Origin of the sequence: Kitasatospora sp. NPDC058184, assembly GCF_042883725.1 — a bacterium.
Lineage (GTDB): Bacteria > Actinomycetota > Actinomycetes > Streptomycetales > Streptomycetaceae > Kitasatospora.
The window spans coordinates 95,349-115,985 of record NZ_JBHVVE010000028.1; the positions used below are offsets into that span (position 1 = coordinate 95,349).

18 protein-coding genes are annotated in these 20,637 nt (G+C 73.9%); 10 read left to right on the forward strand and 8 right to left on the reverse strand.

Annotated features, from left to right (window positions below; all coding sequences use genetic code 11):
- The first annotated feature begins 264 nt into the window (after positions 1-264).
- Positions 265-3,477, forward strand: coding sequence for a M28 family peptidase (locus ACFVXH_RS35885; protein ID WP_387830283.1), 3,213 nt, complete (start codon positions 265-267; stop codon positions 3,475-3,477).
- A gap of 111 nt (positions 3,478-3,588) precedes the next feature.
- Here the strand turns inward: ACFVXH_RS35885 and ACFVXH_RS35890 are convergent, their stop codons facing one another.
- Together ACFVXH_RS35890 and ACFVXH_RS35895 are read right to left on the reverse strand one after the other, a co-directional pair.
- Positions 3,589-4,365 (reverse strand): hypothetical protein, encoded by a 777-nt coding sequence (locus tag ACFVXH_RS35890; protein WP_387830285.1) that lies wholly within the window; start codon positions 4,363-4,365, stop codon positions 3,589-3,591.
- A 113-nt stretch (positions 4,366-4,478) separates the two neighbouring features.
- The gene (locus ACFVXH_RS35895) at positions 4,479-5,093 is read right to left on the reverse strand and encodes a hypothetical protein (protein WP_387830287.1); all 615 of its coding nucleotides are present in this window, start codon (positions 5,091-5,093) and stop codon (positions 4,479-4,481) included.
- A gap of 196 nt (positions 5,094-5,289) precedes the next feature.
- On the opposite strand from ACFVXH_RS35895, the gene ACFVXH_RS35900 reads away from it, so the two are divergent.
- Positions 5,290-6,528: a cytochrome P450 gene (locus tag ACFVXH_RS35900; RefSeq protein ID WP_387830290.1), complete on the forward strand. Its 1,239-nt coding sequence runs from the start codon at positions 5,290-5,292 to the stop codon at positions 6,526-6,528.
- On the opposite strand, the gene ACFVXH_RS35905 is transcribed toward ACFVXH_RS35900, so the two are convergent.
- Positions 6,485-7,024, reverse strand: a complete 540-nt coding sequence (locus ACFVXH_RS35905) for a MerR family transcriptional regulator (RefSeq protein WP_387830293.1) — start codon at positions 7,022-7,024, stop codon at positions 6,485-6,487. The genes ACFVXH_RS35900 and ACFVXH_RS35905 overlap by 44 nt on opposite strands.
- A gap of 141 nt (positions 7,025-7,165) precedes the next feature.
- Here ACFVXH_RS35905 and ACFVXH_RS35910 point away from each other — a divergent pair, with 141 nt between their 5' ends.
- From ACFVXH_RS35910 to ACFVXH_RS35920, 3 genes are all read left to right on the forward strand, one after another.
- Entirely contained in the window at positions 7,166-8,407 is a 1,242-nt protein-coding gene (locus ACFVXH_RS35910; protein ID WP_387830296.1) for an MFS transporter, read from the forward strand.
- Positions 8,408-8,482: 75 nt separating this feature from the next.
- Positions 8,483-8,989, forward strand: coding sequence for a carboxymuconolactone decarboxylase family protein (locus tag ACFVXH_RS35915; protein WP_117486856.1), 507 nt, complete (start codon positions 8,483-8,485; stop codon positions 8,987-8,989).
- 181 nt (positions 8,990-9,170) lie between these two features.
- Entirely contained in the window at positions 9,171-10,970 is a 1,800-nt protein-coding gene (locus tag ACFVXH_RS35920) for a penicillin-binding transpeptidase domain-containing protein (RefSeq protein WP_387830300.1), read from the forward strand.
- A gap of 162 nt (positions 10,971-11,132) precedes the next feature.
- Here ACFVXH_RS35920 and ACFVXH_RS35925 read toward each other — a convergent pair whose 3' ends face one another.
- Positions 11,133-11,480, reverse strand: a complete 348-nt coding sequence (locus tag ACFVXH_RS35925; RefSeq protein WP_049651406.1) for a hypothetical protein — start codon at positions 11,478-11,480, stop codon at positions 11,133-11,135.
- Between the two features lie 127 nt (positions 11,481-11,607).
- Positions 11,608-12,093 (reverse strand): nitroreductase family deazaflavin-dependent oxidoreductase, encoded by a 486-nt coding sequence (locus ACFVXH_RS35930; RefSeq protein ID WP_082345683.1) that lies wholly within the window; start codon positions 12,091-12,093, stop codon positions 11,608-11,610.
- Between the two features lie 146 nt (positions 12,094-12,239).
- On the opposite strand from ACFVXH_RS35930, the gene ACFVXH_RS35935 reads away from it, so the two are divergent.
- Positions 12,240-12,923 (forward strand): TetR/AcrR family transcriptional regulator, encoded by a 684-nt coding sequence (locus ACFVXH_RS35935; RefSeq protein ID WP_074005965.1) that lies wholly within the window; start codon positions 12,240-12,242, stop codon positions 12,921-12,923.
- Between the two features lie 89 nt (positions 12,924-13,012).
- On the opposite strand, the gene ACFVXH_RS35940 is transcribed toward ACFVXH_RS35935, so the two are convergent.
- Both ACFVXH_RS35940 and ACFVXH_RS35945 read right to left on the reverse strand, forming a co-directional pair.
- Positions 13,013-14,245 carry an RNA polymerase sigma factor gene (locus tag ACFVXH_RS35940; protein WP_049651408.1) on the reverse strand — a complete coding sequence of 411 codons (1,233 nt, stop codon included), beginning with the start codon at positions 14,243-14,245 and terminating at the stop codon, positions 13,013-13,015.
- On the reverse strand, positions 14,242-14,613 hold the full coding sequence (locus ACFVXH_RS35945; RefSeq protein WP_049651409.1) for a YciI family protein: 372 nt from the start codon (positions 14,611-14,613) through the stop codon (positions 14,242-14,244). The genes ACFVXH_RS35940 and ACFVXH_RS35945 overlap by 4 nt, the downstream gene beginning before the upstream one ends.
- Positions 14,614-14,908: 295 nt before the next feature.
- Here ACFVXH_RS35945 and ACFVXH_RS35950 point away from each other — a divergent pair, with 295 nt between their 5' ends.
- Positions 14,909-15,811 (forward strand): UTP--glucose-1-phosphate uridylyltransferase, encoded by a 903-nt coding sequence (locus tag ACFVXH_RS35950; RefSeq protein WP_049651410.1) that lies wholly within the window; start codon positions 14,909-14,911, stop codon positions 15,809-15,811.
- A gap of 93 nt (positions 15,812-15,904) precedes the next feature.
- Here ACFVXH_RS35950 and ACFVXH_RS35955 read toward each other — a convergent pair whose 3' ends face one another.
- Entirely contained in the window at positions 15,905-17,134 is a 1,230-nt protein-coding gene (locus tag ACFVXH_RS35955; RefSeq protein WP_387830306.1) for an FAD-dependent monooxygenase, read from the reverse strand.
- A 168-nt stretch (positions 17,135-17,302) separates the two neighbouring features.
- Here ACFVXH_RS35955 and ACFVXH_RS35960 point away from each other — a divergent pair, with 168 nt between their 5' ends.
- The 3 genes from ACFVXH_RS35960 to ACFVXH_RS35970 all read left to right on the forward strand — a co-directional run bounded on the left by ACFVXH_RS35960 (position 17,303) and on the right by ACFVXH_RS35970 (position 20,636).
- Positions 17,303-18,328 (forward strand): hypothetical protein, encoded by a 1,026-nt coding sequence (locus tag ACFVXH_RS35960; protein ID WP_387830308.1) that lies wholly within the window; start codon positions 17,303-17,305, stop codon positions 18,326-18,328.
- A 226-nt stretch (positions 18,329-18,554) separates the two neighbouring features.
- Entirely contained in the window at positions 18,555-18,890 is a 336-nt protein-coding gene (locus ACFVXH_RS35965) for a hypothetical protein (RefSeq protein WP_049651413.1), read from the forward strand.
- 168 nt (positions 18,891-19,058) lie between these two features.
- On the forward strand, positions 19,059-20,636 hold the full coding sequence (locus ACFVXH_RS35970; RefSeq protein WP_387830310.1) for a peptidoglycan-binding protein: 1,578 nt from the start codon (positions 19,059-19,061) through the stop codon (positions 20,634-20,636).
- Position 20,637: the final 1 nt, after the last annotated feature.

Consider the following 20,637-nt stretch of genomic DNA (forward strand, 5'->3'; position numbering starts at 1 on the left):
GATGGCCACCCGCCTCGTACATGAGGTGGTCTCAACCACTTGAAGAAAAGCCCAGCTTGACGCAAAGCCGGACCGACGGGCTTGACGGAATTTGCCAACCCCTTGCCCCGCGCGCACCGGGCATTGACCTGGGCATGACGTCGTGTGAGGGTTCGGGCACCCGAGCGCGGACGGCCCGCACGGCCGTCCCCCTGATACGGCCCCGCGGTGTGCCACCAGCCCCTGCCGTCCGCGGTCGAGGACCCCCACATGCGAGGAGCCTCGATGCAACGCAGAGTCACCGCAGGCAGGTTGCTGACCACGGCGACCACCCTGACCGTGCTGGCCGGCATGATCGCCGCCGCCGCGGGCCCGGCCACCGCCGCGCCCACCCCCTCTCCCTCCTCGGCGCCGCCGAGCGCCCTGGCCGCCGCCGTCAACGCCGCCGACGCGGCCGCGAACGCCGGGCTGGACGCGCTGGCCAAGGGCCCGGGCGAGACCTACGAGCGCAAGACCGTCACGCCCTGGCTCGGCGGCCTCTACTCCGTCTCGTACGAGCGCAGCTACCACGGCCTGCCGGTGGTCGGCGGCGACGCGGTCGTCCTCGCCGACTCCCAGGGCAAGGTCCGCGCCCTGCAGTCCGCCGCCACCGGACCGGTCGGCGGCTCGACCACCCCGCAGGTCAGCGCGGCGGACGCGGAGAAGACCGCCCGGACGAAACTGGCCACCGTGGACTCGGCGGACTCCCCCCGCCTGGTCGTCCGGGTCAAGGACGGCACCGGTCGGCTCGCCTGGGAGACCGTCCTCAAGGGCCGCACCGCGTCGGCGCCCAGCACCCTGCACGTCTTCGTGGACGCGGCCACCGGCGAGGTGCTCGACAGCTACGACGACGTCCGTGCGGGCACCATCAACAGCAAGTGGAACGGCCCCGCGCCGGTCACCATCAGCACCACGAGCTCGGGCGGCTCGTACTCGCTGCGCGACCCGAACCGGCCCGGCCTGTCGTGTTCCGACTACAGCACCGGGCAGGTCTTCTCCAAGTCCAGCGACTCCTGGGGCAACGGCAGCCCGTCGACCAAGGAGACCGGCTGCGGCGACGCGATGTTCGCGGCCCAGAAGGAATGGGACATGCTCCGCGACTGGCTCGGTCGCAACGGGCACAACGGCAACGGCGGCAGCTGGCCGGTCAAGGTCGGCCTCAACGACGTCAACGCCTACTGGGACGGCAGCACGATATCCATCGGCCACAGCCAGGCCAACGAGTGGATCGCGGCGATCGACGTGGTCGGCCACGAGTTCGGCCACGGCATCGACCAGTACACCCCGGGCGGCGCCAACAACGAGTCCGGCCTGGGCGAGGCCACCGGCGACATCATGGGCGCGCTGACCGAGTCGTACGCCAACGAGCCCGCCCCGTACGACTCCCCGGACTACACCGTCGGCGAGATGATCAACCTGGTCGGCCAGGGCCCGATCCGCAACATGTACAACCCCTCGCTCGTCAACAACGACCCGAACTGCTACTCGGCGTCGATCCCGCAGACCGAGGAGCACGCGGCGGCCGGCCCGCTCAACCACTGGTTCTACCTGCTGGCCGAGGGCTCCAACCCCGGCGGCGGCAAGCCCACCAGCCCCACCTGCAACAACTCCTCCGTCACCGGCATCGGCATCAAGGACGCCGGCCGGGTCTTCTACGGCGGCATGCTCCTCAAGACCAGCGGCATGACCTACAAGCGCTACCGCACGGCCACCCTGACCGCCGCCAAGAGCCTCGACGCCACCTGCGCCTTCTTCAACCGCACCAAGGCCGCCTGGGACGCCGTCAGCGTCCCCGCCCAGAGCGGCGACCCGACCTGCACGCCGTCCGGCAACAACGACTTCTCGCTGTCGCTCGGCCCGGCGTCCGGCTCCGTCCAGCCCGGCGCCTCGACCTCGTCGACGGTGAGCACCGCCGTCACCTCCGGCACCGCGCAGACCGTCGGCCTCACCGCCTCCGGCCTCCCGGCGGGCGTCACCGCGAGCTTCAACCCCTCGTCGGTGCAGGCCGGTTCCTCCTCCACCCTGACCCTGTCCGCCTCCGCGGCGGCCGTGGCCGGGACCTACCAGATCACCGTCACCGGCACCGCCGGCGCCACCACCCACACCGCCCAGTACGGCCTGACGGTCGGCGGCGGGGGCAACCCCGGCGGGCCCGCGCCCGACATCGACGTCGCCAAGGTCCAGGCCCACCTGTCCCAGCTGAACACCATCGCCAACCAGAACGGCGGCCACCGCCGGGCGGGCAGCGCCGGGCACAGCCAGTCGATCGCGTACATCAAGGCCAAGCTGCAGGCGGCCGGCTACAACGTCACCGAGCAGACCTGCACCTCCTGCAGCTACCAGTCCAACAACCTGATCGCCGACTGGCCCGGCGGCCCGTCCGACCAGGTCACCATGTTCGGCGCCCACCTGGACAGCGTCTCGGCCGGCCCCGGCATCAACGACAACGGCTCCGGCTCGGCCGTCCTGCTGGAGAACGCGCTCGTGCTCGCCCAGCAGAACCCCAGCCTGACCCGGCACGTCCGGTTCGGCTGGTGGACCGGTGAGGAGCAGGGCCTCCAGGGCTCGCAGTCCTACGTCGGCCAGCTGAGCTCCGCCCAGCGCTCCGCGATCAAGGCGTACTACAACTTCGACATGGTCGGCTCGCCCAACGCCGGCTACTTCATCAACAACATCAACTCCGCGGCGTCGGCCCCGATGAAGGCCTACTGGGACTCGCTGAACCTCAAGCCGGAGGAGAACGTCGAGGGCCAGGGCCGCTCGGACGACTACTCCTTCCAGCAGGCCGGCATCCCGACCTCGGGCTACGCGGCCGGCGCCGACGCCACCAAGACCTCGGCGCAGGCGGCCAAGTGGGGCGGCACGGCGGGGCGTTCCTACGACTCCTGCTACCACTCGTCCTGCGACACCACCAGCAACGTCGACGCGACGGTGCTGAACCGCAACGCCGACGGCGTGGCGTACACCATCTGGAAGACCTCGGTCGGCGGCACCGCGCCCGCCAACGACTTCTCCCTCTCGGTGAACCCGACCACCTCCACCGTCAAGCCCGGTGACACCACCACGGCGACGGTCGCCACCTCGACCACCTCCGGCTCGGCCCAGACGGTCAGCCTGACCGCCTCGGGCGCCCCGGCCGGCGTGACCGTCTCCTTCAACCCGTCCTCGGTGCAGTCCGGCGGCTCGGCGACGCTCACCGTCGCCACCGCCGCCTCGACCGCCACCGGCACCTACACCATCACCCTGACCGGGACCGGCTCGGCCACCCACAGCACCAGCTTCTCCCTGGTGGTGGGCAACGACTCGCCGAACCCGGGTGGCACCTGGACGCCCGGCACCACCTACCAGGCGGGCGACGTGGTGACCTACAACGGGGTCAGCTACCGCTGCCTCCAGGGCCACACCGCCCAGGTCGGCTGGGAGCCGCCGATCGTCCCGGCGCTCTGGCAGGCCGTGTGACCGGGGCGCGCTGACGCCCGGTGAAGCCGCTGCGCCGCGGTCCGTCGAGGGGGACGGACCGCGGCGCAGCCGTGCGCGGGGCGGGGGTCGCGCGGAGCCCGCGCGGCGGCCTCAGCCGGGATGGAAGGCGACCCGGACGGTGGCGTCGAAGGGGAGGATCAGCCCGTTGCCGGTCTCCCAGGTCCAGGTCCGCGGGACCAGGAACATCCGGCCGCCGGAGAGGGCCAGCAGCCGCAGCCCCTCGTAGCGGTAGCGGAACCGCGCGCCCTGGTCCACGTCCGGCAGCGCCGTCTCCCACACCCCGGGCCACCCCAGGTGGAGGCGTTCGGGGGTGTCCAGGACGACCGCCGGGCGCCGGTAGAGGTGGTGGGCGAGGTCCTCGGCGTCGGCCGTCCCCTTCTGCTGGGCGTAGTCGCCGACCGCCCAGTACGAGCAGAGCACGATGATCGCCACGCTGACGCCCAGCGCCGCCCGCTCCCCGGTCAGCGGGTACGGTGCGCCGGTGCCGCGCACGTACATCATCCGGGCCAGGACCCCGAGCAGCAGCGCGCCGCCGATCAGCAGCGGGGTGCCCAGCGGGCCGGCGTCGAACACCTCGAAGCCGGCCAGGAGGCCGAGCACCAGCAGCGGGACGACCAGTGCGGCGACCGCCCAACAGGCCCGGCGCACCGTCCGGGCGCCGGCCCCGCCCTTCCCGGCCGCCCTGGTCGCGAGGTGGTAGCCCAGCGCGCCGACCAGCGCCCCGCACAGGGCGACCCCGGCCGGGAGGTAGAGCGCGGGGGAACTGCGGATCAGCAGGTCCTGGGTGGCGAAGCCGATCGTGCCGGCGTCGATGCCGAAGAAGGCGTAGAGCGAACTGGTGTAGGCGTAGCCGAAGAAGAAGAGCAACGCGGTGAGGAGGGTGGTCGGGGCGATCCAGGTGGCGAGCCTGGTGAGCCAGTCGGCCCAGGAGCGCGGCTGCGGCTGCCGCTGCCCGTCCGGGGGTTCCTCCTCGGCAGGTCTCAGGGGGTGCTCCCGGCGCCGCTGGACGGGCTCGACCCGTAACTCGGGGTCGCGCCGTTGCCGGTGGTCGCCCCGTCGTCGGGGCTGACGACGACCACCGAGCCCGCGGCCTCGATCCGCTTGGAGGAGTCGTCGGCCGTCACCGTGAGGCAGACGGTCCGGTCCTTGGTCCCGGGCTTCCACTGCGGGAGCCGGAAATCGACCAGCTCGGTCTTGCCGTCGGTCACCTGTACCTGCTGCGAGGCGGGGGTGGCGTAGGACGTGCTGCCGCACTCGGCGACCTTGCTGATCACGGCCGTGAAACTGGTCTTCGACGGGAAGGACAGGGTGATCCGGGCCCTGTTGTCGATGCCCTGGACGCTCGCCGAGGGCTCGCCCGCGGTCCGGAACCCGCCCTGGTCCCCCTCGTCCTTGGTCCGCTGGTCGTCCGGCAGGCCCGAGCCGCTGTTCTGGCCGTTCTGGCCGTTCCGGGTGGCGCCGGCCGACCCGGATCCGCCACCGCCGCCGCAGGCCGCGAGGACCGGGACGAGCAGGGCGGCCGCCAGCCACCGGCCCGCGCCCGCAGGCCTTCCCGTTCGGATCCCGCCGCCTCCGAAGTGCCGGGTCCCAGGCATGCGTTCTCCCATCCGCGCGGCGAGCAGGGGCCGGTCGGCCCCGCCGCACCGTACCCGTGCGGGTACGGCCGATCGGGCCGCCGCGCCGCCCCCGGCCGGGTCGGCCAGCCGTTCGGCGCAGCCCGGACGGGCCGCGCGCTGGCATAGAGTCGGACCGCAACCGACGAACCGTCAGCAGAGCGGAAGGACACGACCTGTGAGCACCGAGACCCGTCCGGTACCGGAGCTGGCCGCGGAGGTCGTCGAGCGGTGGCGGGCCGAGGAGGCCGAGCTCGTCGACCTGCTGGCCCGGACCCAGCGCGGTGTCGGCGGCGTCGCCGCCTTCCGGCTCGGCCCGACACCGACCGTCCTGGTCACCGACCCGGCCGCCGTGCAGCACGTCCTGGGCCACCACCCGGACCGGTACGTCAAGCGCTCGCACCGCGCCCGGATGCTGGTCGGGGACGGCGTGCTGTCCGCCACCGGCGCCCCCTGGAAGCGCCAACGGCGGGTGCTGCAGGCGCAGTTCACCGGCACCGGGATGCGCCGCTACGAGCGGCGGATCACCGAGGCGGCGCACCGCACCGCCGAGCGCTGGGAGGGCTACCGGCGCAGCGGGGAGGCCTTCGACGTCGGCGAGGAGATGCGCGGCTTCGCCCTGGACACCGTCTGGCGGGCGCTCACCGGGCTGCCGCTGGACGACCGGACGGACCGCGAACTCCGGTCGGTGGAACGGGTGGTGGCCGCGATGCCGACCCTGCCCACCAACGCGGCGGACGCCCGGGACGCGGTCGCCGAGGACCTCGCCCGGATCGACGCGGTGGCGCACGCGGCGATCGACACGGCGCGTTCGGCCGGCCCGACCGAGGAGCCCGGCGTGCTCCGGGTGCTGCTCGACGCGGGCGAGCAGGACCCCGGGTACACCGACCGGTTGATCCGCGACGAGCTGGTCACCCTGCTCGTCGCCGGCCACGAGACCACGGCCACCACGCTCACCTGGCTCTTCCTGCTGCTCGACCGCCACCCCGAGGCCCGGACGGCCGATCCGCAGGCGCTGGTGAGCGAGACGCTGCGGCTCTACCCCTCCGCCTGGCTGCTCCCCCGGCACGCCGTCGAGGACGACGTCATCGCCGGGCACCGCATCGCCGCCGGGACGGACGTGCTGGTCTGCCCGTACCTCACCCACCGCGACCCGGCGCTCTGGCCGGCCCCGGAACGCTTCGACCCCGCCCGCTTCGCCCACGGCGCGGACCGCCCCGGGCAGCTCGGCGCCTACTTCCCGTTCGGCCTCGGCGCCCGCGCCTGCCTGGGCACCCGGTTCGCGCTGCGCGAGACCACGGCACTGCTGGAACTCCTGCTGCCGATGGGGCCGTTGACGTTCCGCTCGCGGCCGATGGGGGCGGCGTACAGCATCACCGTACGGCCGGACGGGCCGACGCCGGCGGTGCTGGGCTGAGGCCTTCCTGCGGTGGGGCGCTGCCCGACCGCGGGTGCTCCGACCGCGGGCCGTCCGGCCGGGCGGGCAGGAAGCCGTCGGCGAGCTCCTCGCCGGCCAGGGCGGCGTCGACCCGGGCACTGATGTGGGCCCGGGTGGTCGGGCAGTCGAGCGGGCGGTCCCGACTGCACAGCAGCATGTGGGTGAGGACGGCCGCGGCGTGCTCCAGCCGGCGGGCGCGCTCGAGCATCCCGTCCCGCTGGGCGTGCAGCAGCGCCGTGCGGTCGGCCGCCCGCTCGCTGGCCAGGACGGCGGCGGTCCCGCTGACTGGGATCATCCCGTCCACGTGCCAGAGCTGGACCAGGGCGAGGCGCTCCAGCGACTCCCGGTCGTAGTAGCGGACCCGGCCGCGGCGGGCGGCGGGCGCGATCAGGCCGCACTCCTCGTAGTAGCGCAGGGCGGGCACCGAGAGGCCGAAGGCCGCCGAGACCTCGGTGATCGAGTGGAGCTCCGCCATCCGCCACCGCCTCCTTCGGGGTTGCACCCAGGCCGAGTTGGGCTCGGCCGGGTGCGCCGGGACCGGGTTGCGCTCAAGCGCGCTTGAGCGAGAACGCTTAGGCAAGCCTAACCTCTCATCGAAGCGAAGGGCTTGCTCCCCATGCCGCTCACCGACCCGACGGCCACCACCGCGTCGGCCACTGCGACCACCACCGCACCCGCCCCCTCCCGCACCCCACGGACCGCCGGGGCCCTGCTCGTCCTCGGTTTCGTCCTGCTCAGCCTCAACACCCGGGTCGCGTTCGGACAGATCGGGCCGCTCGCGCCGGTCGCCGGCTGGGGCCCGGGCACCGTGACCCTGCTCGCCCTCCTGCCGCCGCTGTGCATGGGCCTGTTCGCCCCGCTCGGCGCCCTGGCCCGGCAGCGGCTCGGCGAGGAGCGCGGGCTGTTCTGGGCGAGCGTGCTGCTGCTGGCCGGGGCGGTGCTGCGAACGGCGGGCCTGCCCGGGCTGTACGCGGGCACGGTGCTGGTGGGCGTCGCGGTGGCGGTGGTGAACGTGCTGATCCCGGTGTTCGTCCGGGCCCGCTTCGCGCCCCGGCGGATCGGCACCATGACGGGCGTCTACGCGCTGTCCATGGGCGCCGGTTCGGCGGTCGTCGCCGCACTGGTCGCGCCGGTCGCGGGCGCCTGGTCCTGGCAGGCCGCGATCGCGATCGCCGTCGTCCCGGCGGCCCTGGCGGCGGCCGGCCTGGCGCCGCAGCTGCGGGTCGCGCGGACGCCGGCCGGGCCCGTCGCACCCGCCGGGCGCCGCCGGGTCGGGCGGACGGCGCTCGCCTGGAGCCTGACGGCCTTCTTCGGCGTCCAGACCCTGGTCTTCTACGCGACGCTGGCCTGGCTGCCCACCGTCCTGGTCGACGCGGGCCTGAGCCGGACCACCGCCGGCACCGACCAGGCCGTGCTGATCCTCGGCCTCGCCGTCGGCGGCTTCCTCGCCCCGACCCTGGCCGCCGCCCGGAGCGACCAGCGGCCGCACATCCTGGGCGTGGCGGCCGTCTGCGTCCTCGGCCTGCTCGGCCTGGTGCTCGCCCCGGCCGGCGGGGCGCCGCTCTGGGCCGCCGTCCTCGGCATCGGCATGGGCGGCGGACAGGCGCTCGCCGCCGTCCTGTTCGCCCGTCGGGGCACCGACCCGGACCACGTCGCCGCGCTCTCCACCATGGCCCAGACCTGGGGCTACCTGCTCGCCGCCACCGGCCCCGCGCTCGCCTCCGCGCTCCACACCGCGAGCGGGTCCTGGGCGGCGCCGCTGCTCGCGATGGCCGGCCTGGTGGCCGTCGGCTGCGTCCTCGGGCTGCGGGCGGGCCGCGCTGTCACAAAGCCGCGCCGCGATCCGTCGGACCGGTGAGCGGGTGGCCGCACGGTCCACCCGGTCGAGCGGTCACCCGCTCATCCGCTCATCCGCGAGAAGAGGAACACCACGATGAACGCCCGTCCGATCACCGCCGAGGTCCCGCTGCGCCCGCGCATGGCCCAGGACCCGGTGCAGCTCGTCCCCGAGCTCGCCGAGGTCTCGGCCGCACTGTTCAAGGCCACCGGCAACCGGTCCGTCCCCCGCAGCACCATCAGCCTGGTCCAGCTGCGGGCCGGCCAGATCGCCGGCAGCACCTACCTGACCGTCCTGCACACCGGCTTCCTCCGCAGGGCCGGCGAGTCGGAGGAGCGGATCGCCTCGGTGGCCGGCTGGCCGGACTCCCCCTGGTTCACCGCCCCGGAGCGCGCCGCGCTCGCCCTGGTCGAGGCCGTCCTCCAGCCCAACCCGCACGGCGAACGGGTGTCGGACGCGCTGTACGCCGAGGTCGCCGGGCACTACGACGACACGGCCCTGACCACGCTCATGCTCGCCATCGGCCAGGTCAACTTCTTCACCGCCATCGCCCTGGTCGCCAAGCCCGTGCCCGGCCGCTCCTTCACCGACCCCTGGGCCTGACCGGCCCCTACGGCCCGCCCGGCCGATCGCCGGGCGGGCCGTCCCGCTGTCGACCGATCACCCGTCCCGGCATAGGCTGGTCCGCGCCCGAACGGACCTTCGTCCGGTCATCGGGCCGGCGGGCCGACATGCCGGAGGGGGCGTGCCCGCCACCACGGAGGATCGCAGGGGGGACGGAAGCATGTTCGAGGAGCACAGGGACAACCGGCACGACGAGCACGCCGGGCACGCCGGGCACGAGCAGGACGGCCGACTCGCCGATGTCGAGATCGAGTACGACCAGTACGACGATCTGGACGACCTCGACGGGCATGACGGGCACGACGACGCGGCCCCGCGCAGCTCGACCACGCGCCGGGTCGTGATGGTCGCCGCCGGCGGGGTGTTCGCCGCCCTGCTGGCGGTCGGCGGCTACGGCGCCTACAACGTGCTGAACGCCGTGACGGACAACGGCCCGGCCGGTGGCGGCCACCAGGGCGCCGGCACCGTGGCGAAGGCCCCGCAGGAGCCGCCGACCGCCGAGCAGGCCGAGTCGACGGCCAAGGAGTTCCTGGCGGCCTGGAGCCGCGGCGACATCCCGGCCGCCGCCGGCCTGACGGACCGGCCGGAGACCGCCCGCGCCGCACTGGCCACGTTCCACGAGCAGGTGGGCGCCCGCTCGCTCGCCCTGACCGGGACGGGCCCCGCGAAGGCCGACGGCCCGAGCGAGCCGGCCCTCGGCTTCCGGGTGAAGGCGGAGTTCGAGGGCACCCCGGACGCCTGGGAGTACGACAGCGTGCTGAGCGTCGTCCGGTCCCAGGACGGGCGGCCCGTGGTGCGCTGGAAGCCGTCCGTGATCCACCCCCAGCTCACCCCGGGCCGGACCATCGGGGTGCAGGAGACGCCCAACCCGGTGTCCAAGCCCACCGACCGCAAGGGCCGACCGCTCGACACCTTCCCGTCGCTGCGCGCCGTCCTCCCCCAGATCGCCCCGCCGGACGGCGCGGCCGCCACCACCGGACGGGCCGTGGTGCTCTCGGGCGGCGGCGAGGCGGAGCCGCTGTTCGTGCTGACGCCGCCGAGCGCCCCGGTGGTCAAACTGACCCTGGACGCCGACCTCCAGCAGGTGGCCGAGGACGCCGTCAAGCAGCAGGCGGCGAACGGCAATCCGGCCTCGCTGGTGGCCGTCCAGCCGAGCACCGGCCACATCCTGGCGATCGCCAACGCCCCGCAGGGCGGCTTCAACCGCGCGCTCGCGGGCGGCCAGGCACCCGGCTCGACGATGAAGGTGATCACCTCGGCCGCGCTGCTGGAGGCGGGCGTGCGCCCGGACACCGTGGTGCCGTGCAAGGAGACCACCTACTCCCCGCGCGCCTGGCACAACGACGAGAGCGGCGACTTCCCGTCCTACACGCTCGCGGACGACTTCTCCCGCTCCTGCAACACCGGCTTCATCGACAAGGGCCTGGAGAAGCTCCAGCCCGGCACCCTCGGCACGGTGGCCCGCGACCAGTTCGGCCTCGGCCTGGAGTGGCACATCGGCGTCCCGAGCCGGGACGCCACCATCCCGACGCCCGGGAACAAGGACGAGGCCGCGGCCGCGTACATCGGCCAGGGCCGGATCCAGGTCAACTCGCTGGTGATGGCCTCGGTCGCCGCCACCGTGCAGAACGGGACGTTCCGCCAGCCCGTGCTGCGCGAGGACGCCAAGCGCGTGACGGCGCCGAGCAGGCTCCCCGCCGACGTCGCCCGGGACCTGCGCGCCATGATGGCCAAGACCGCCACCCAGGGCACCGCCCGTACCCCGATGGCCGGCCTGTCCGGCCAGATCGGCGCCAAGACCGGCACCGTCGAGGCCGGCAGTCAGGCCACCAACAGCTGGTTCATCGCCTACCGCGGCGACCTCGCCGTCGCCGCCGAGGTCGAGGGCGGCGGGCACGGCTTCAGCGCGGCGGGCGTGGCCGCGGCCCAGGTGCTGAAGGCGGGCGGCGGCAAGGGCTGAGGCCCGGTCCGGCGCGCGCCGCCCGCGCGCCGCGACCGCACCGCCCGCGCACCGCACCGCCCCGCCCCGTCCCGCCCCGTCCCGCCCGCGGACGCGCCTCGGCGCGTGCGCGGGCGGGGTGTCACAGAGCGGGCAGCGGGGTGTTCAGGCGGGAGCGGGACCTCAGGCGGGGCCCTCGCCGTGGATCAGGCGGAGGTTCGGCATACCGGGGAACGGCGGGGTGTGCTCCGCCTCCCGCTCGGCGTTCAGGTCGGCCAGCATCCGGACGCCCCTCGCCCGGAACTCGGCCTTGCGCTCCTCGTCGGCCTCCTCCTCGCCCGGGTAGAGGACGATGTGGACGGCCCCCTCCTCGCCGTCCCAGGTGTAGCTGCGGTACGGCGGGATCTCGATCCCGTCGATCGTCTCGATCCCGTCGACGATCTCGTATCCGTCGATCGTCATGATCTCGTCGGTCTTCTCGGGTTCGTCGGCCTTCTCGGGTTCGTCCGTCGCTTCGGGCTCGTCCCTCATGGGGAACCTCCGGTGGTTGTCCTCGGCTGGTCTGCCGCCGTGGACAACGATTCGGGAGCAAGAAGGGCCCGGTGACTCACCGTAGTTCCTCCCTTCCGGTACGAACGCCCCCGTCCGGCAGGGGTGTTCAGCTGCCCGTGATGCGGAAGACCGGGTAGCCGGGGGCGACCCGGAGCAGGTCCTCGGCCGGGGCGTCCGGGCCGATCCCCTCGAAGAACGGGGCGACCTGCCAGTTCCAGCGGCGCAGGTAGGCGCGGAGCACCTCGGGCTTGTCGGCGTCCGGGAGTTCGGTGGCACGGAAGGCCTCGGTGCGGCGGCCGACCCGGAGCTCGCCGGTGCCGGCCGCCCGGAGGTTGCGGACCCACTGGGTGTGGCCGCGCGGTGCGACCAGGTAGCGCTCGCCCTCGTGGGTGAGGATGTTGACGGGGGTGGTGCGCCACTCGCCGCTCGTGCGGCCGCGGACGGCCAGCACCCGGGAGCCCCAGAGGCTGACCCCGGCCTTGGCGAAGGCGGCGACCATGCCGTTGAGCAGCTTGCCGGCGGCGATGCCCAGGCGGGTGGTGGGCGCCTGGAGGCGGGTGGTGGAGCTGGGCAGGTGCTCGGCGCGGGACATCGCGACTCCTCGGTTCCGTGAATACCGCTTCTCTTCGAGAGCACTGCTCTCGCTTCGACGTCTTCAGCATGGCACCGGCGGATGAAAGAAACAAGAGCAGTGCTCTCGCTTGTGTGCGGCGCTCCGAAATGTGGCAGTCTGTCCCCATGCCAGCGATCCGGACCGCCCGCGAACGGGCCCGCGAGGAACTCACCCGCGAGATCAAGCAGGAGGCCCGCCGCCAACTCGCCTCGGTGGGCGCCCAGCAGCTGTCGCTGCGCGCCGTCGCCCGCGAGCTGGGCATGGCCTCCTCCGCGTTGTACCGCTACTTCGCCAGCCGCGACGAACTGCTGACCGCGCTGATCATCGACGCCTACAACGAACTCGGCGCGGCCGCGGAGGGCGCCCTCGCCACCGCCGGGGCGGCCGCGCCGCGCGAGCGCTGGCGGGCGCTGTGGACGGCCACCCGCGACTGGGCCCGGGCCAACCCGCACGAGTTCTCGCTGCTCTACGGCACCCCGGTGCCGGGATACGCGGCGCCCCGCACCACCGTCCAACCCGCCACCCGGCTGCCGTTCGCCCTGATCGGCGTGGTCCGCGACGCCAGGCTGCGGCCCACCCAGCCCGTCCCGCCGCCGCGCGGCGCGCTGGCCGGGCAACTGACCCGGATCGTCACGGAGTTCGGCCTCGACCTGCCGCCGCACGTCCTCGCCCGGACCATCGGCGCCTGGGTGCAGCTGGTCGGCCTGATCGGCTTCGAGCTCCACGGCCAGCTGGTCGGCTCGTTGGACCCGGCGGACGACTTCTTCGCCTGGACCACCGAGCAGACCGCCGACGCGATAGGGCTCTGACCCCGGGCCCCGGGCCCCGGGCCCCGCGAAGCGGCGCGGCCGGGCGGCCCGACCGGACGCGGCTCAGCAGACCCGATCAGCGGGCCGGCTCAACCGGTCGGCCGCACCCGGCCCGCGCGGGTCTCCAGGTACCGGCGCTCCGCGAGGCTCGCGGTGGCCCGGGCGGCGCGCCGGTAGTGCTCGTACGCCCCCTCCGTGTCGCCGGTCCGCTCCAGCAGGTGCGCCCGGACGGAGAGCAGCCGGTGGTGGCCGGCCATCCGGGCGTCCGCGTCCAGCGCGGCGAGGAGTGCCAGGCCGGCCTCCGGGCCCTCCGTCTCCGCGAGGGCGATCGCCCGGTTGAGGGTGACCATCGGGTTGGGTGCGATCCGCTCCAGGATCAGGTACAGGGCGTGCACCTGCCGCCAGTCGGTGTCCTCGGCGCGGGCCGCGTCGGCGTGGGTGGCGGCGATCGCGGCCTGGAGCCGGTACGGGCCGAGCTCCGGCCCGGCCAGCGCCGCCTTGACCAGCGCCGTTCCCTCCCCGATCAGGTCGCGGTCCCACCGGGTGCGGTCCTGTTCGGCCAGCGGGACCAGGTCGCCGGTGGCCGTCGTCCGGGTCGCGCGGCGGGCGTGGGTCAGCAGCATCAGCGCGAGCAGCCCGGCGACCTCGCCGTCCTCGGGCAGCTGCGCGCGCACCGCCCGGGTCAGCCGGATCGCCTCGCGGGCGAGGTCGAGGCGGTGCAACTCGCCGCCGGAGGTGGCGGTGTAGCCCTCGTTGAAGATCAGGTAGAGCACGTGCAGGACCACCCGCAGCCGCTCCTCGCGCTCCTCCGCCGACAGCGCCCGCCCGGGCTGCTCGAACGAGCCGCCGGCGGCCCTGATCCGCTGCTTGGCCCGGCTGATCCGGGCCGCCATCGTCGCCTCCGGCACCAGGAACGCGCGGGCGATCTCGGCCGTGGTCAGTCCGCCGACCGCCCGCAGCGTCAGGGCGGTCCGGGACGCCGCGGTCAGCGCCGGGTGGCAGCACAGGAACAGCAGGAGCAACGTGTCGTCGGTGTCCGGCACCTCCTCCGGGACCACCTCGGCGGCCGCCGTCGCCCACTCCCGCTCGCGCCGCGCGCGGTCGCCGCGCAGCTGGTCGATCAGCCGCCGCGAGGCGACCGTCACCAGCCAGCCGCGCGGGTTGTCCGGCACCCCCTCGGACGGCCACTGCACGGTGGCAGCGAGGACGGCCTCCTGCACCGCGTCCTCGCACCCCTCGAAGCGGCCGTACCGTCGTACCAACGCGCCGAGGACCTGCGGCGTGAGCCCACGCAGCAGGTCCTCGAAGTCCGGTTCCGTCATGCCTCCAAGTGTCCGTCGGAGAACATCACCTGCCGCACCTCGACGCCCAGCCCCTCGATCGCGGCGTCCGGGATGCGGCCGGCCAGTTCGACCGCGCGTTCCTTGTCCTCGCAGTCGACCAGGTAGAAGCCGCCCAGGAACTCCTTGGCCTCCAGGAACGGTCCGTCGGTCACCACCGGCTGCCCGTTGCGGACGGTCACCACGGCGGCCTGCGACGGATCGACCAGCGCCTGGGTGAGGACCAGCTCGCCGGACTCCCTGAGCTCTTCGATGAACCGGCCGTGCCCGGCGCCGATCGCCCCCTTCTCCTCGTCGGTCAGCGCGTCCAGCACGGCCGGGTTCAGGTGCAGGCTGATCAGGAACTTCATCTCGTCCTCCTCGGGTTCGCGGGCCCCGGCGGGGCCGCCCTCGACCGGTGGTCGGAGCGGGCGACGCCGTCTTGACGTCCCCCGGCGGACAAATCTCCCACGAATCCCCTCGCACCTCCCGCGCCCCACCGGTCACGGGCCGCCCGCGGGCGGCGGGCGCAGCCGGACGGCCGCCGGGGGGCCAACTTCCGTACGGCAGCCGTCCACTCAACGTGCCGCCGGTCCTTGATAGCGTCGGCCGTGACGCCGCGTCACCAAGGCGTCGCACCACCGACGAAACGAGAGAGCGTCTCACATGGCCCCCAGGACGATCCGCCGAGCCGTCATCCCCGCCGCCGGGCTCGGCTCCCGCCTCCTGCCGCTGACCAAGGCCACGCCGAAGGAGATGCTGCCGGTCGGCGACAAGCCGGTGATCGAGCACACCGTGCGCGAGCTGGTCGAGAGCGGCATCACCGACATCACCATCGTCGTGAACGGCGACAAGGGGCTGATCCAGGAGCACTTCCGCCCCAACCCCGTCCTGGTCGAGCAGCTGCGCCGGGACGGCAAGGAGGCCTTCGCGGCGGCGGTCGAGGAGGTCGGCGAGCTGTCCCGCAAGGGCCACATCAGCTACCTCTACCAGCACGGCCCGTACGGCAACGGCACCCCGGTGCTCAACGCCGCCCGCCACTTCGGGGACGAGCCCTGCCTGGTGCTCTGGCCCGACGACGTCTTCGTGGCGGAGGTCCCCCGCGCGCAGCAGCTGATCAGGGCGTACGAGCAGACCAACGCGCCGGTGCTCGCGCTGATGCCGATGGCACCCGAGGACTCCTACCGGTACGGCGTGCCGGTGGTGAAGGAGGACCTCGGCGGCGGCTCGCTGCGGATCAGCGGCCTGGTCGAGAAGCCGAAGCCGGCCGACGCGCCCTCCTCGTACGCGGCGATCGGCGGCTACGTCATCACCCCGGGCATCGTCGACGAGCTGCGCGAACTGACCCTCCGCTGGCACGAGAAGCCCGAGGACGAGGTCTACCTGACCGACGCCATCAACGCCTACGCGGCCCGGCGCGCGGTCTACGGGCAGGTCATCGCCGGCACCTGGTACGACACCGGCAACCCCGCCGCCTACCTGCGCGCCCAGTTCGCGGCCGCGCTCGCCAACCCGGAGTACGGGCCCGAGCTGCGCCGGCTCGCCGCGGAGCTCTCCCCCGCCTTGTAGGACGTCCCGCCCGGACGGCCCGTGGCGGGACGGGTCGTCGGGGCGGATCGTCGGGGCGGATCGTCGGGGCGGCGAAACCGGCGGTCGGGGCAGTCAGTACGCGGGCAGGTCGAAGTCGAGGGCTGCCCGGAAGGCCGCCTCCAGCTCCGGACCGGGCCCTTCGAGGTTCGCGATGCTGTCGACCCGGGCCCGCCGGTCGCCGGTCAGTTCGAGGATCGCCTGGTTGGCGGCCACGTGGTCGCGCAGCCGCCGCTCGTAGGCGGGGTAGGCCGTGCGGTGGTCGCCGTCGGCCGCGTGCAGCTCACCCGCCAGGACGTAGGCGGCGGTCAGGGCCACGCTGGTGCCCTGACCGGTGAACGGGGAGCAGCAGTAGCCCGCGTCGCCGAGCAGCACGACCCGGTCCTTGGACCAGCGCTCCATCCGGATCTGGGCGACGACGTCGTAGTGGAAGGCGTCGGTCTCCTCCAGCGCCCGGAGGAAGCGCGGCACCTCCCAGCGCGCGTGGGCGGAGCGCTCGGCCACCAGCCGCCGCTGCCGGGCGGGGTCGCGCGGGAGCATCCGGTCGAGCGGCTCCTCGGTGTCGAGGCCGACGAAGACCCGCAGTTCGCTGTTGTCGCGGACGGTCATCGCCATGCAGAACCAGTTCTGGTCGTCGCCGAGCCGGTGGACGACCTCCCAGCGGTCCAGGCCCAGGTGGTTGGGCACGCTCCAGCCGGCGAGGTAGGTGCCGATGGGGTGCAGGTAGTCCGCTTCGGGGCCGAAGACGAGGCGGCGGGTGTTCGAGTGCAGGCCGTCGGCGCCGACGACCAGGTCGAAGGCCTGCTCGGTGCCGCCGCGGAACCGGACCTCGACGCCCTCCCGGTGCTGCACCAGGGTGTCGATCGAGTCGCCGAAGCGGTACTCGACGCCGGGCCCGGCGGTTCCGGCGCCCTCGACGCCCGCGTCCGCCGAGGCGATCAGCCCGGCGAGTTCGTCGCGCAGGATCTCCACGTCCGGGCCGTCGACCGGCCCGCCGGTGGCCGTCCACTCGGTGGTGCGGCGCAGCTCGCGGCCGTCCGCGTCGACCACGGACATCCCGCGCAGGCCGGTCCGACGGGCCCGGATCTCCTCCAGCAGCCCCATCTGCTCGACCACCGTCAGGGCGGTGCCGCGGACGTCCACGGCCTGCCCGCCGCCGCGCAGCGAGGGGGCCCGCTCCACGACGGTGACCCGGAAGCCGTACCGGTTCAGCCAGTACGCGAGGGCGGTGCCGGCGATCCCGGCGCCGGAGACCAGGACGGAGGTGGTGCGCGGGCCGGAGCCCGGCCAAGTGCTGTTCGACATGGTGTTCCTCCCATGGATTGCTCTGTCTCAACACCACTGTGCGGTCAGCCACTTGCAGGACGCGGACACCGCGCTGTCACCGTCGGCGGGACACCGGCACGGCGCTGACAGCACGGCGCCGGGGACCCTGGTCCCGGGTGCCACCGGCCACTCTCTAGGGTCGACCCCATGCCGAGAACCACACCCCCGCGCCCGCTCGACGTCGAGGCGCTCTTCCCCGAACTGGCGCATCACCGGGGCACCACCACCCGGCTCCATCCGCGCCCCGGACGGCCGGACGCCTCGGCGAGCTCCGTCGGCGGCCCGCTGCTGTGGCCCGCGGACGAGCCCTGGCCGGTCTGCACCGACCCCCACCCGCACGCCCGCGGCCGGCGCCCGGCGGACGTCCACCGTTCCCGGGAGGTCCTGGCCGCGGCCTGGAACCGCGAGCAGGACCCCGGACCGACGGACGCGGAACGGCAGCTGCTCAAGGAGCTCGACCGCCGCCACCGGGTCGAAGGCCCGGCCGCGGACGGCCCGTTGCCGCTGGTCGGCCTCGCGCAGTTCTACCGGCGGGACGTCCCCGACCTGCCGCCCGGGCCGGACGGCTGCGACCTGCTCCAGGTGTTCTGGTGCCCCTTCGACGCCCACGGCCCGGGCCGCTGGGAGATGCTGCTCGACCTGCGCTGGCGCCGTTCGTGGGAGGTCGCCGAGGTGCTGGCCCAGCCCCCGCGCCCGGAGGTCGTCGGCTTCGACGGATACCTGCCCGAGCCGTGCGTGCTGCATCCCGAGCAGGTGCCCACCTACCCGTTCGCCGGCCTCCTCCCGGAGGACCTGTGCGCCCGCATCGACGCCTGGGAGGAGGCCCGGGAGGCTGCGGCCGAGGAGCACGGGGAGGACGACCCGCCGCTCTACCAGTACGACCTGTCCATCCCGCCCGGCTGGCGCGTCGGCGGCTTCGCCTCCTGGCACAGCACCGACCCGGCCCCGATGGACTGCCACGACTGCGCGACCCCGATGCGGCTGCTGCTGACCGTCGACAGCTCGGAGTGGGACGGCGGCAGCGGCAGTTGGCGGCCGCTGGAGGACGAGGCCTCGGCGGACGGCCACCACGCCGGCACGCCGACCGAGGTCACCGTCGGCCGCTGGGGCCTGCTCAACGTCTTCGCCTGCCCCGCCGACCCCGGCCACCCGCACCGCTGGAGCATCCAGTAGCCGGGGCCGCCGCCCCGCCCGCGGCAGGGTGACGTCCGCGGCCCGTCGCCCGGTGACTGCGGACGGAGCGTCCGTCGCCCGCCGTCACCGGGTTCCGGACGGTGTGTCATGAATTCGCAACAGCCCTCCCACCAGGCGCGATACGAATTGCCCGGGCACCGGAGGGCCCGTAGGGTGCTCGAACGCCGTCGCGTGGACGGCTCGGGGGACGCACGAGGGGTGAACCATGGCGCAGGGGTCGGGGTACGCGATCCAGGCCGGCGGGGCCGAGGGGCAGGCGAAGGCGCTGGACAAGGCGTCCGGGGACGAGGGGACGATCGGAACGGCGATCAGCGACCCGGTCTGCTACGGCGCGGACGTGTTCGGGGGCGAGGACGTCGACCCGGCGTACCGCAACTTCAGCAGCGCCTGGCAGGCGGAGACCGCGACGATCAAGAGCGCGCTGAGCGAGCTGGCCGGCAAGGTGCGGGGCTCCTCGAACGGCTACCAGTCGGCCGACGGCAGCGTGGTGAAGGACCTCGCGTCCGCCTCGCGCAGCGGCGACTACCGGCCCTTCGGCTGACGCGGGGCCGGCGCGCGCCGGACACCGGAGCGGACGGCGGCTGACGAGCTGACGTCCGCAAGCCGATGAGCAGCCGTCGAGCGGCCGATGGGCAGCCGACGGAGGACCGCCGGGCAGCGGCGGGGAACGACACCACGGGCAACGGGTACAGGGGGCGAACGGGCCGTCATGGCAGGCGAATCCACCACGCAGCGCTGCAAGGCGCTGACCGACCGGCTGAAGGACGTCCGCGGGGCGGACAACAAGAACGATCTGATCTCCGCGATCAAGGGCGCGCTGGCGGTCCACGCGCCGGTCGGGGACCCGGGCACCATCGAGGCCACCGGCAACCGCTACAAGACCGCGGCCGCCGACTCGACCCAGCTCCACCAGGAGGTCCTGGCGGTCGCCACCTCCGGGCTGCCGGACGTCTGGACCGGTTCGACGGGCGCGAAGGCCGCCGAGGTGGTGGCCGCCGCCGCCCGCGCCGTCGACCAGCAGACCACCGCGCTCTACAACGGCGGGACGGCCCTGCTCGGCCTCGCGGACGCGCTGCGCTCCGCCCAGGGCCAGGACGGCGCCGCGCGGTCCGCGCTCCAGCAGGTGCTGAGCGAACTGGGCGGCGAGCAGGGCTGGTTCGACGAGTGGTTCGAGGACGACGAGGACGAGGCGGCGCGCAAGAAGGCGCAGCAGGCCGCCGTGCCCCAGGTCGACGCGATGCTGAGCGCCGCCAAGCACGCCGACGAGGCGGCCCGGGCGGCGGCCCGCGACCTGAACAAGCTGGCCTCCGAGGCCCGGGCGGGGAAGATGAAGACCAACGCCGTCACCGCCGCCGACAAGCTGGTGCTGGCCGAGACCTCCGGTCCGGACGGCCCGACCGAGCTGAACGGGCTGCTGACCGCCAACGACATGAAGCGGTCCGGCGAGTACCTGGACAAGATGAACGACAAGGACCGGGCGGACTTCGAGAAGCTGCTCGCCGACTCCAAGTCCCCCCAGGAGCGCGCCTATCTGATGAAGGCGCTGGCGGCCGGCCACTCCATGGACGAGATCCGCGCCTTCCAGGGCAAGATCCACGGCAAGGACCCGGAGTGGCTCCGGACGCACCTGACGCCCGTCTACACCGAGGACGGGGACACCAGCAGCGGCGGGCAGCAGGAGAACGGCTCCAACCGGAACACGGACCAGGTGACCTTCGACGGCGCCAACTGGAAGCAGGCGGACACCGAGGGCACCTGCGTCGCCTCCTCCACCGTGACCGCCCGGGCGATGGTCGACCCGCTCTACGCGCTGGACCTGACCGGCGGCCCGTCCGGCCAGGAGGACGACCCGGCGGCCTTCCAGCAGCGGCTGCTGGCCGAGCAGCACCGGGTGCACCAGGAGGGCGACGGCGGCGCGAACTGGGACGGCATGGGGGCGGACGGCAAGGAGAAGGTGCTGGAGAAGGAGGTCAGCCCGCACACCGGCGCCGACTTCGACTACAAGCCGATGCCGGACGGCAACGCCCGGCGCGAGCTGCTGCCGGACATCGAGAAGGCGGTCGCCGACGGCAAGCCGGTGCCGGTCGGGGTCGAGGGCTACGACAAGGACGGCAAGCGGTCGGGCCACGCGATGATGATCGTCGGCCAGGAGGGCAACATGCTGCAGATCTACAACCCGTGGGGCACCACCACCTGGGTCAGCGAGGACGACTTCGTCAACGGCCGGATGGCCGGGGCCTCGGACGACCGGCTGCCCACCGCCTACGCCGTCCACCTGCCGAAGTGAT

Excerpts from the sequence above, each read along its gene's own strand:
- ACFVXH_RS35930 (WP_082345683.1), bottom strand. The coding sequence starts at position 12,093 with ATGTCCCGCGCCGAGCACCTGCCCAGCTCCACCACCCGCCTCCAGGCG.
- ACFVXH_RS35885 (WP_387830283.1), top strand. The coding sequence starts at position 265 with ATGCAACGCAGAGTCACCGCAGGCAGGTTGCTGACCACGGCGACCACC.
- ACFVXH_RS35915 (WP_117486856.1), top strand. The coding sequence starts at position 8,483 with ATGAACGCCCGTCCGATCACCGCCGAGGTCCCGCTGCGCCCGCGCATG.
- ACFVXH_RS35955 (WP_387830306.1), bottom strand. The coding sequence starts at position 17,134 with ATGTCGAACAGCACTTGGCCGGGCTCCGGCCCGCGCACCACCTCCGTC.
- ACFVXH_RS35905 (WP_387830293.1), bottom strand. The coding sequence starts at position 7,024 with ATGGCGGAGCTCCACTCGATCACCGAGGTCTCGGCGGCCTTCGGCCTC.
- ACFVXH_RS35935 (WP_074005965.1), top strand. The coding sequence starts at position 12,240 with ATGCCAGCGATCCGGACCGCCCGCGAACGGGCCCGCGAGGAACTCACC.
- ACFVXH_RS35960 (WP_387830308.1), top strand. The coding sequence starts at position 17,303 with ATGCCGAGAACCACACCCCCGCGCCCGCTCGACGTCGAGGCGCTCTTC.
- ACFVXH_RS35920 (WP_387830300.1), top strand. The coding sequence starts at position 9,171 with ATGTTCGAGGAGCACAGGGACAACCGGCACGACGAGCACGCCGGGCAC.
- ACFVXH_RS35950 (WP_049651410.1), top strand. The coding sequence starts at position 14,909 with ATGGCCCCCAGGACGATCCGCCGAGCCGTCATCCCCGCCGCCGGGCTC.
- ACFVXH_RS35910 (WP_387830296.1), top strand. The coding sequence starts at position 7,166 with ATGCCGCTCACCGACCCGACGGCCACCACCGCGTCGGCCACTGCGACC.
- ACFVXH_RS35895 (WP_387830287.1), bottom strand. The coding sequence starts at position 5,093 with ATGCCTGGGACCCGGCACTTCGGAGGCGGCGGGATCCGAACGGGAAGG.
- ACFVXH_RS35965 (WP_049651413.1), top strand. The coding sequence starts at position 18,555 with ATGGCGCAGGGGTCGGGGTACGCGATCCAGGCCGGCGGGGCCGAGGGG.
- ACFVXH_RS35970 (WP_387830310.1), top strand. The coding sequence starts at position 19,059 with ATGGCAGGCGAATCCACCACGCAGCGCTGCAAGGCGCTGACCGACCGG.
- ACFVXH_RS35940 (WP_049651408.1), bottom strand. The coding sequence starts at position 14,245 with ATGACGGAACCGGACTTCGAGGACCTGCTGCGTGGGCTCACGCCGCAG.
- ACFVXH_RS35945 (WP_049651409.1), bottom strand. The coding sequence starts at position 14,613 with ATGAAGTTCCTGATCAGCCTGCACCTGAACCCGGCCGTGCTGGACGCG.
- ACFVXH_RS35925 (WP_049651406.1), bottom strand. The coding sequence starts at position 11,480 with ATGAGGGACGAGCCCGAAGCGACGGACGAACCCGAGAAGGCCGACGAA.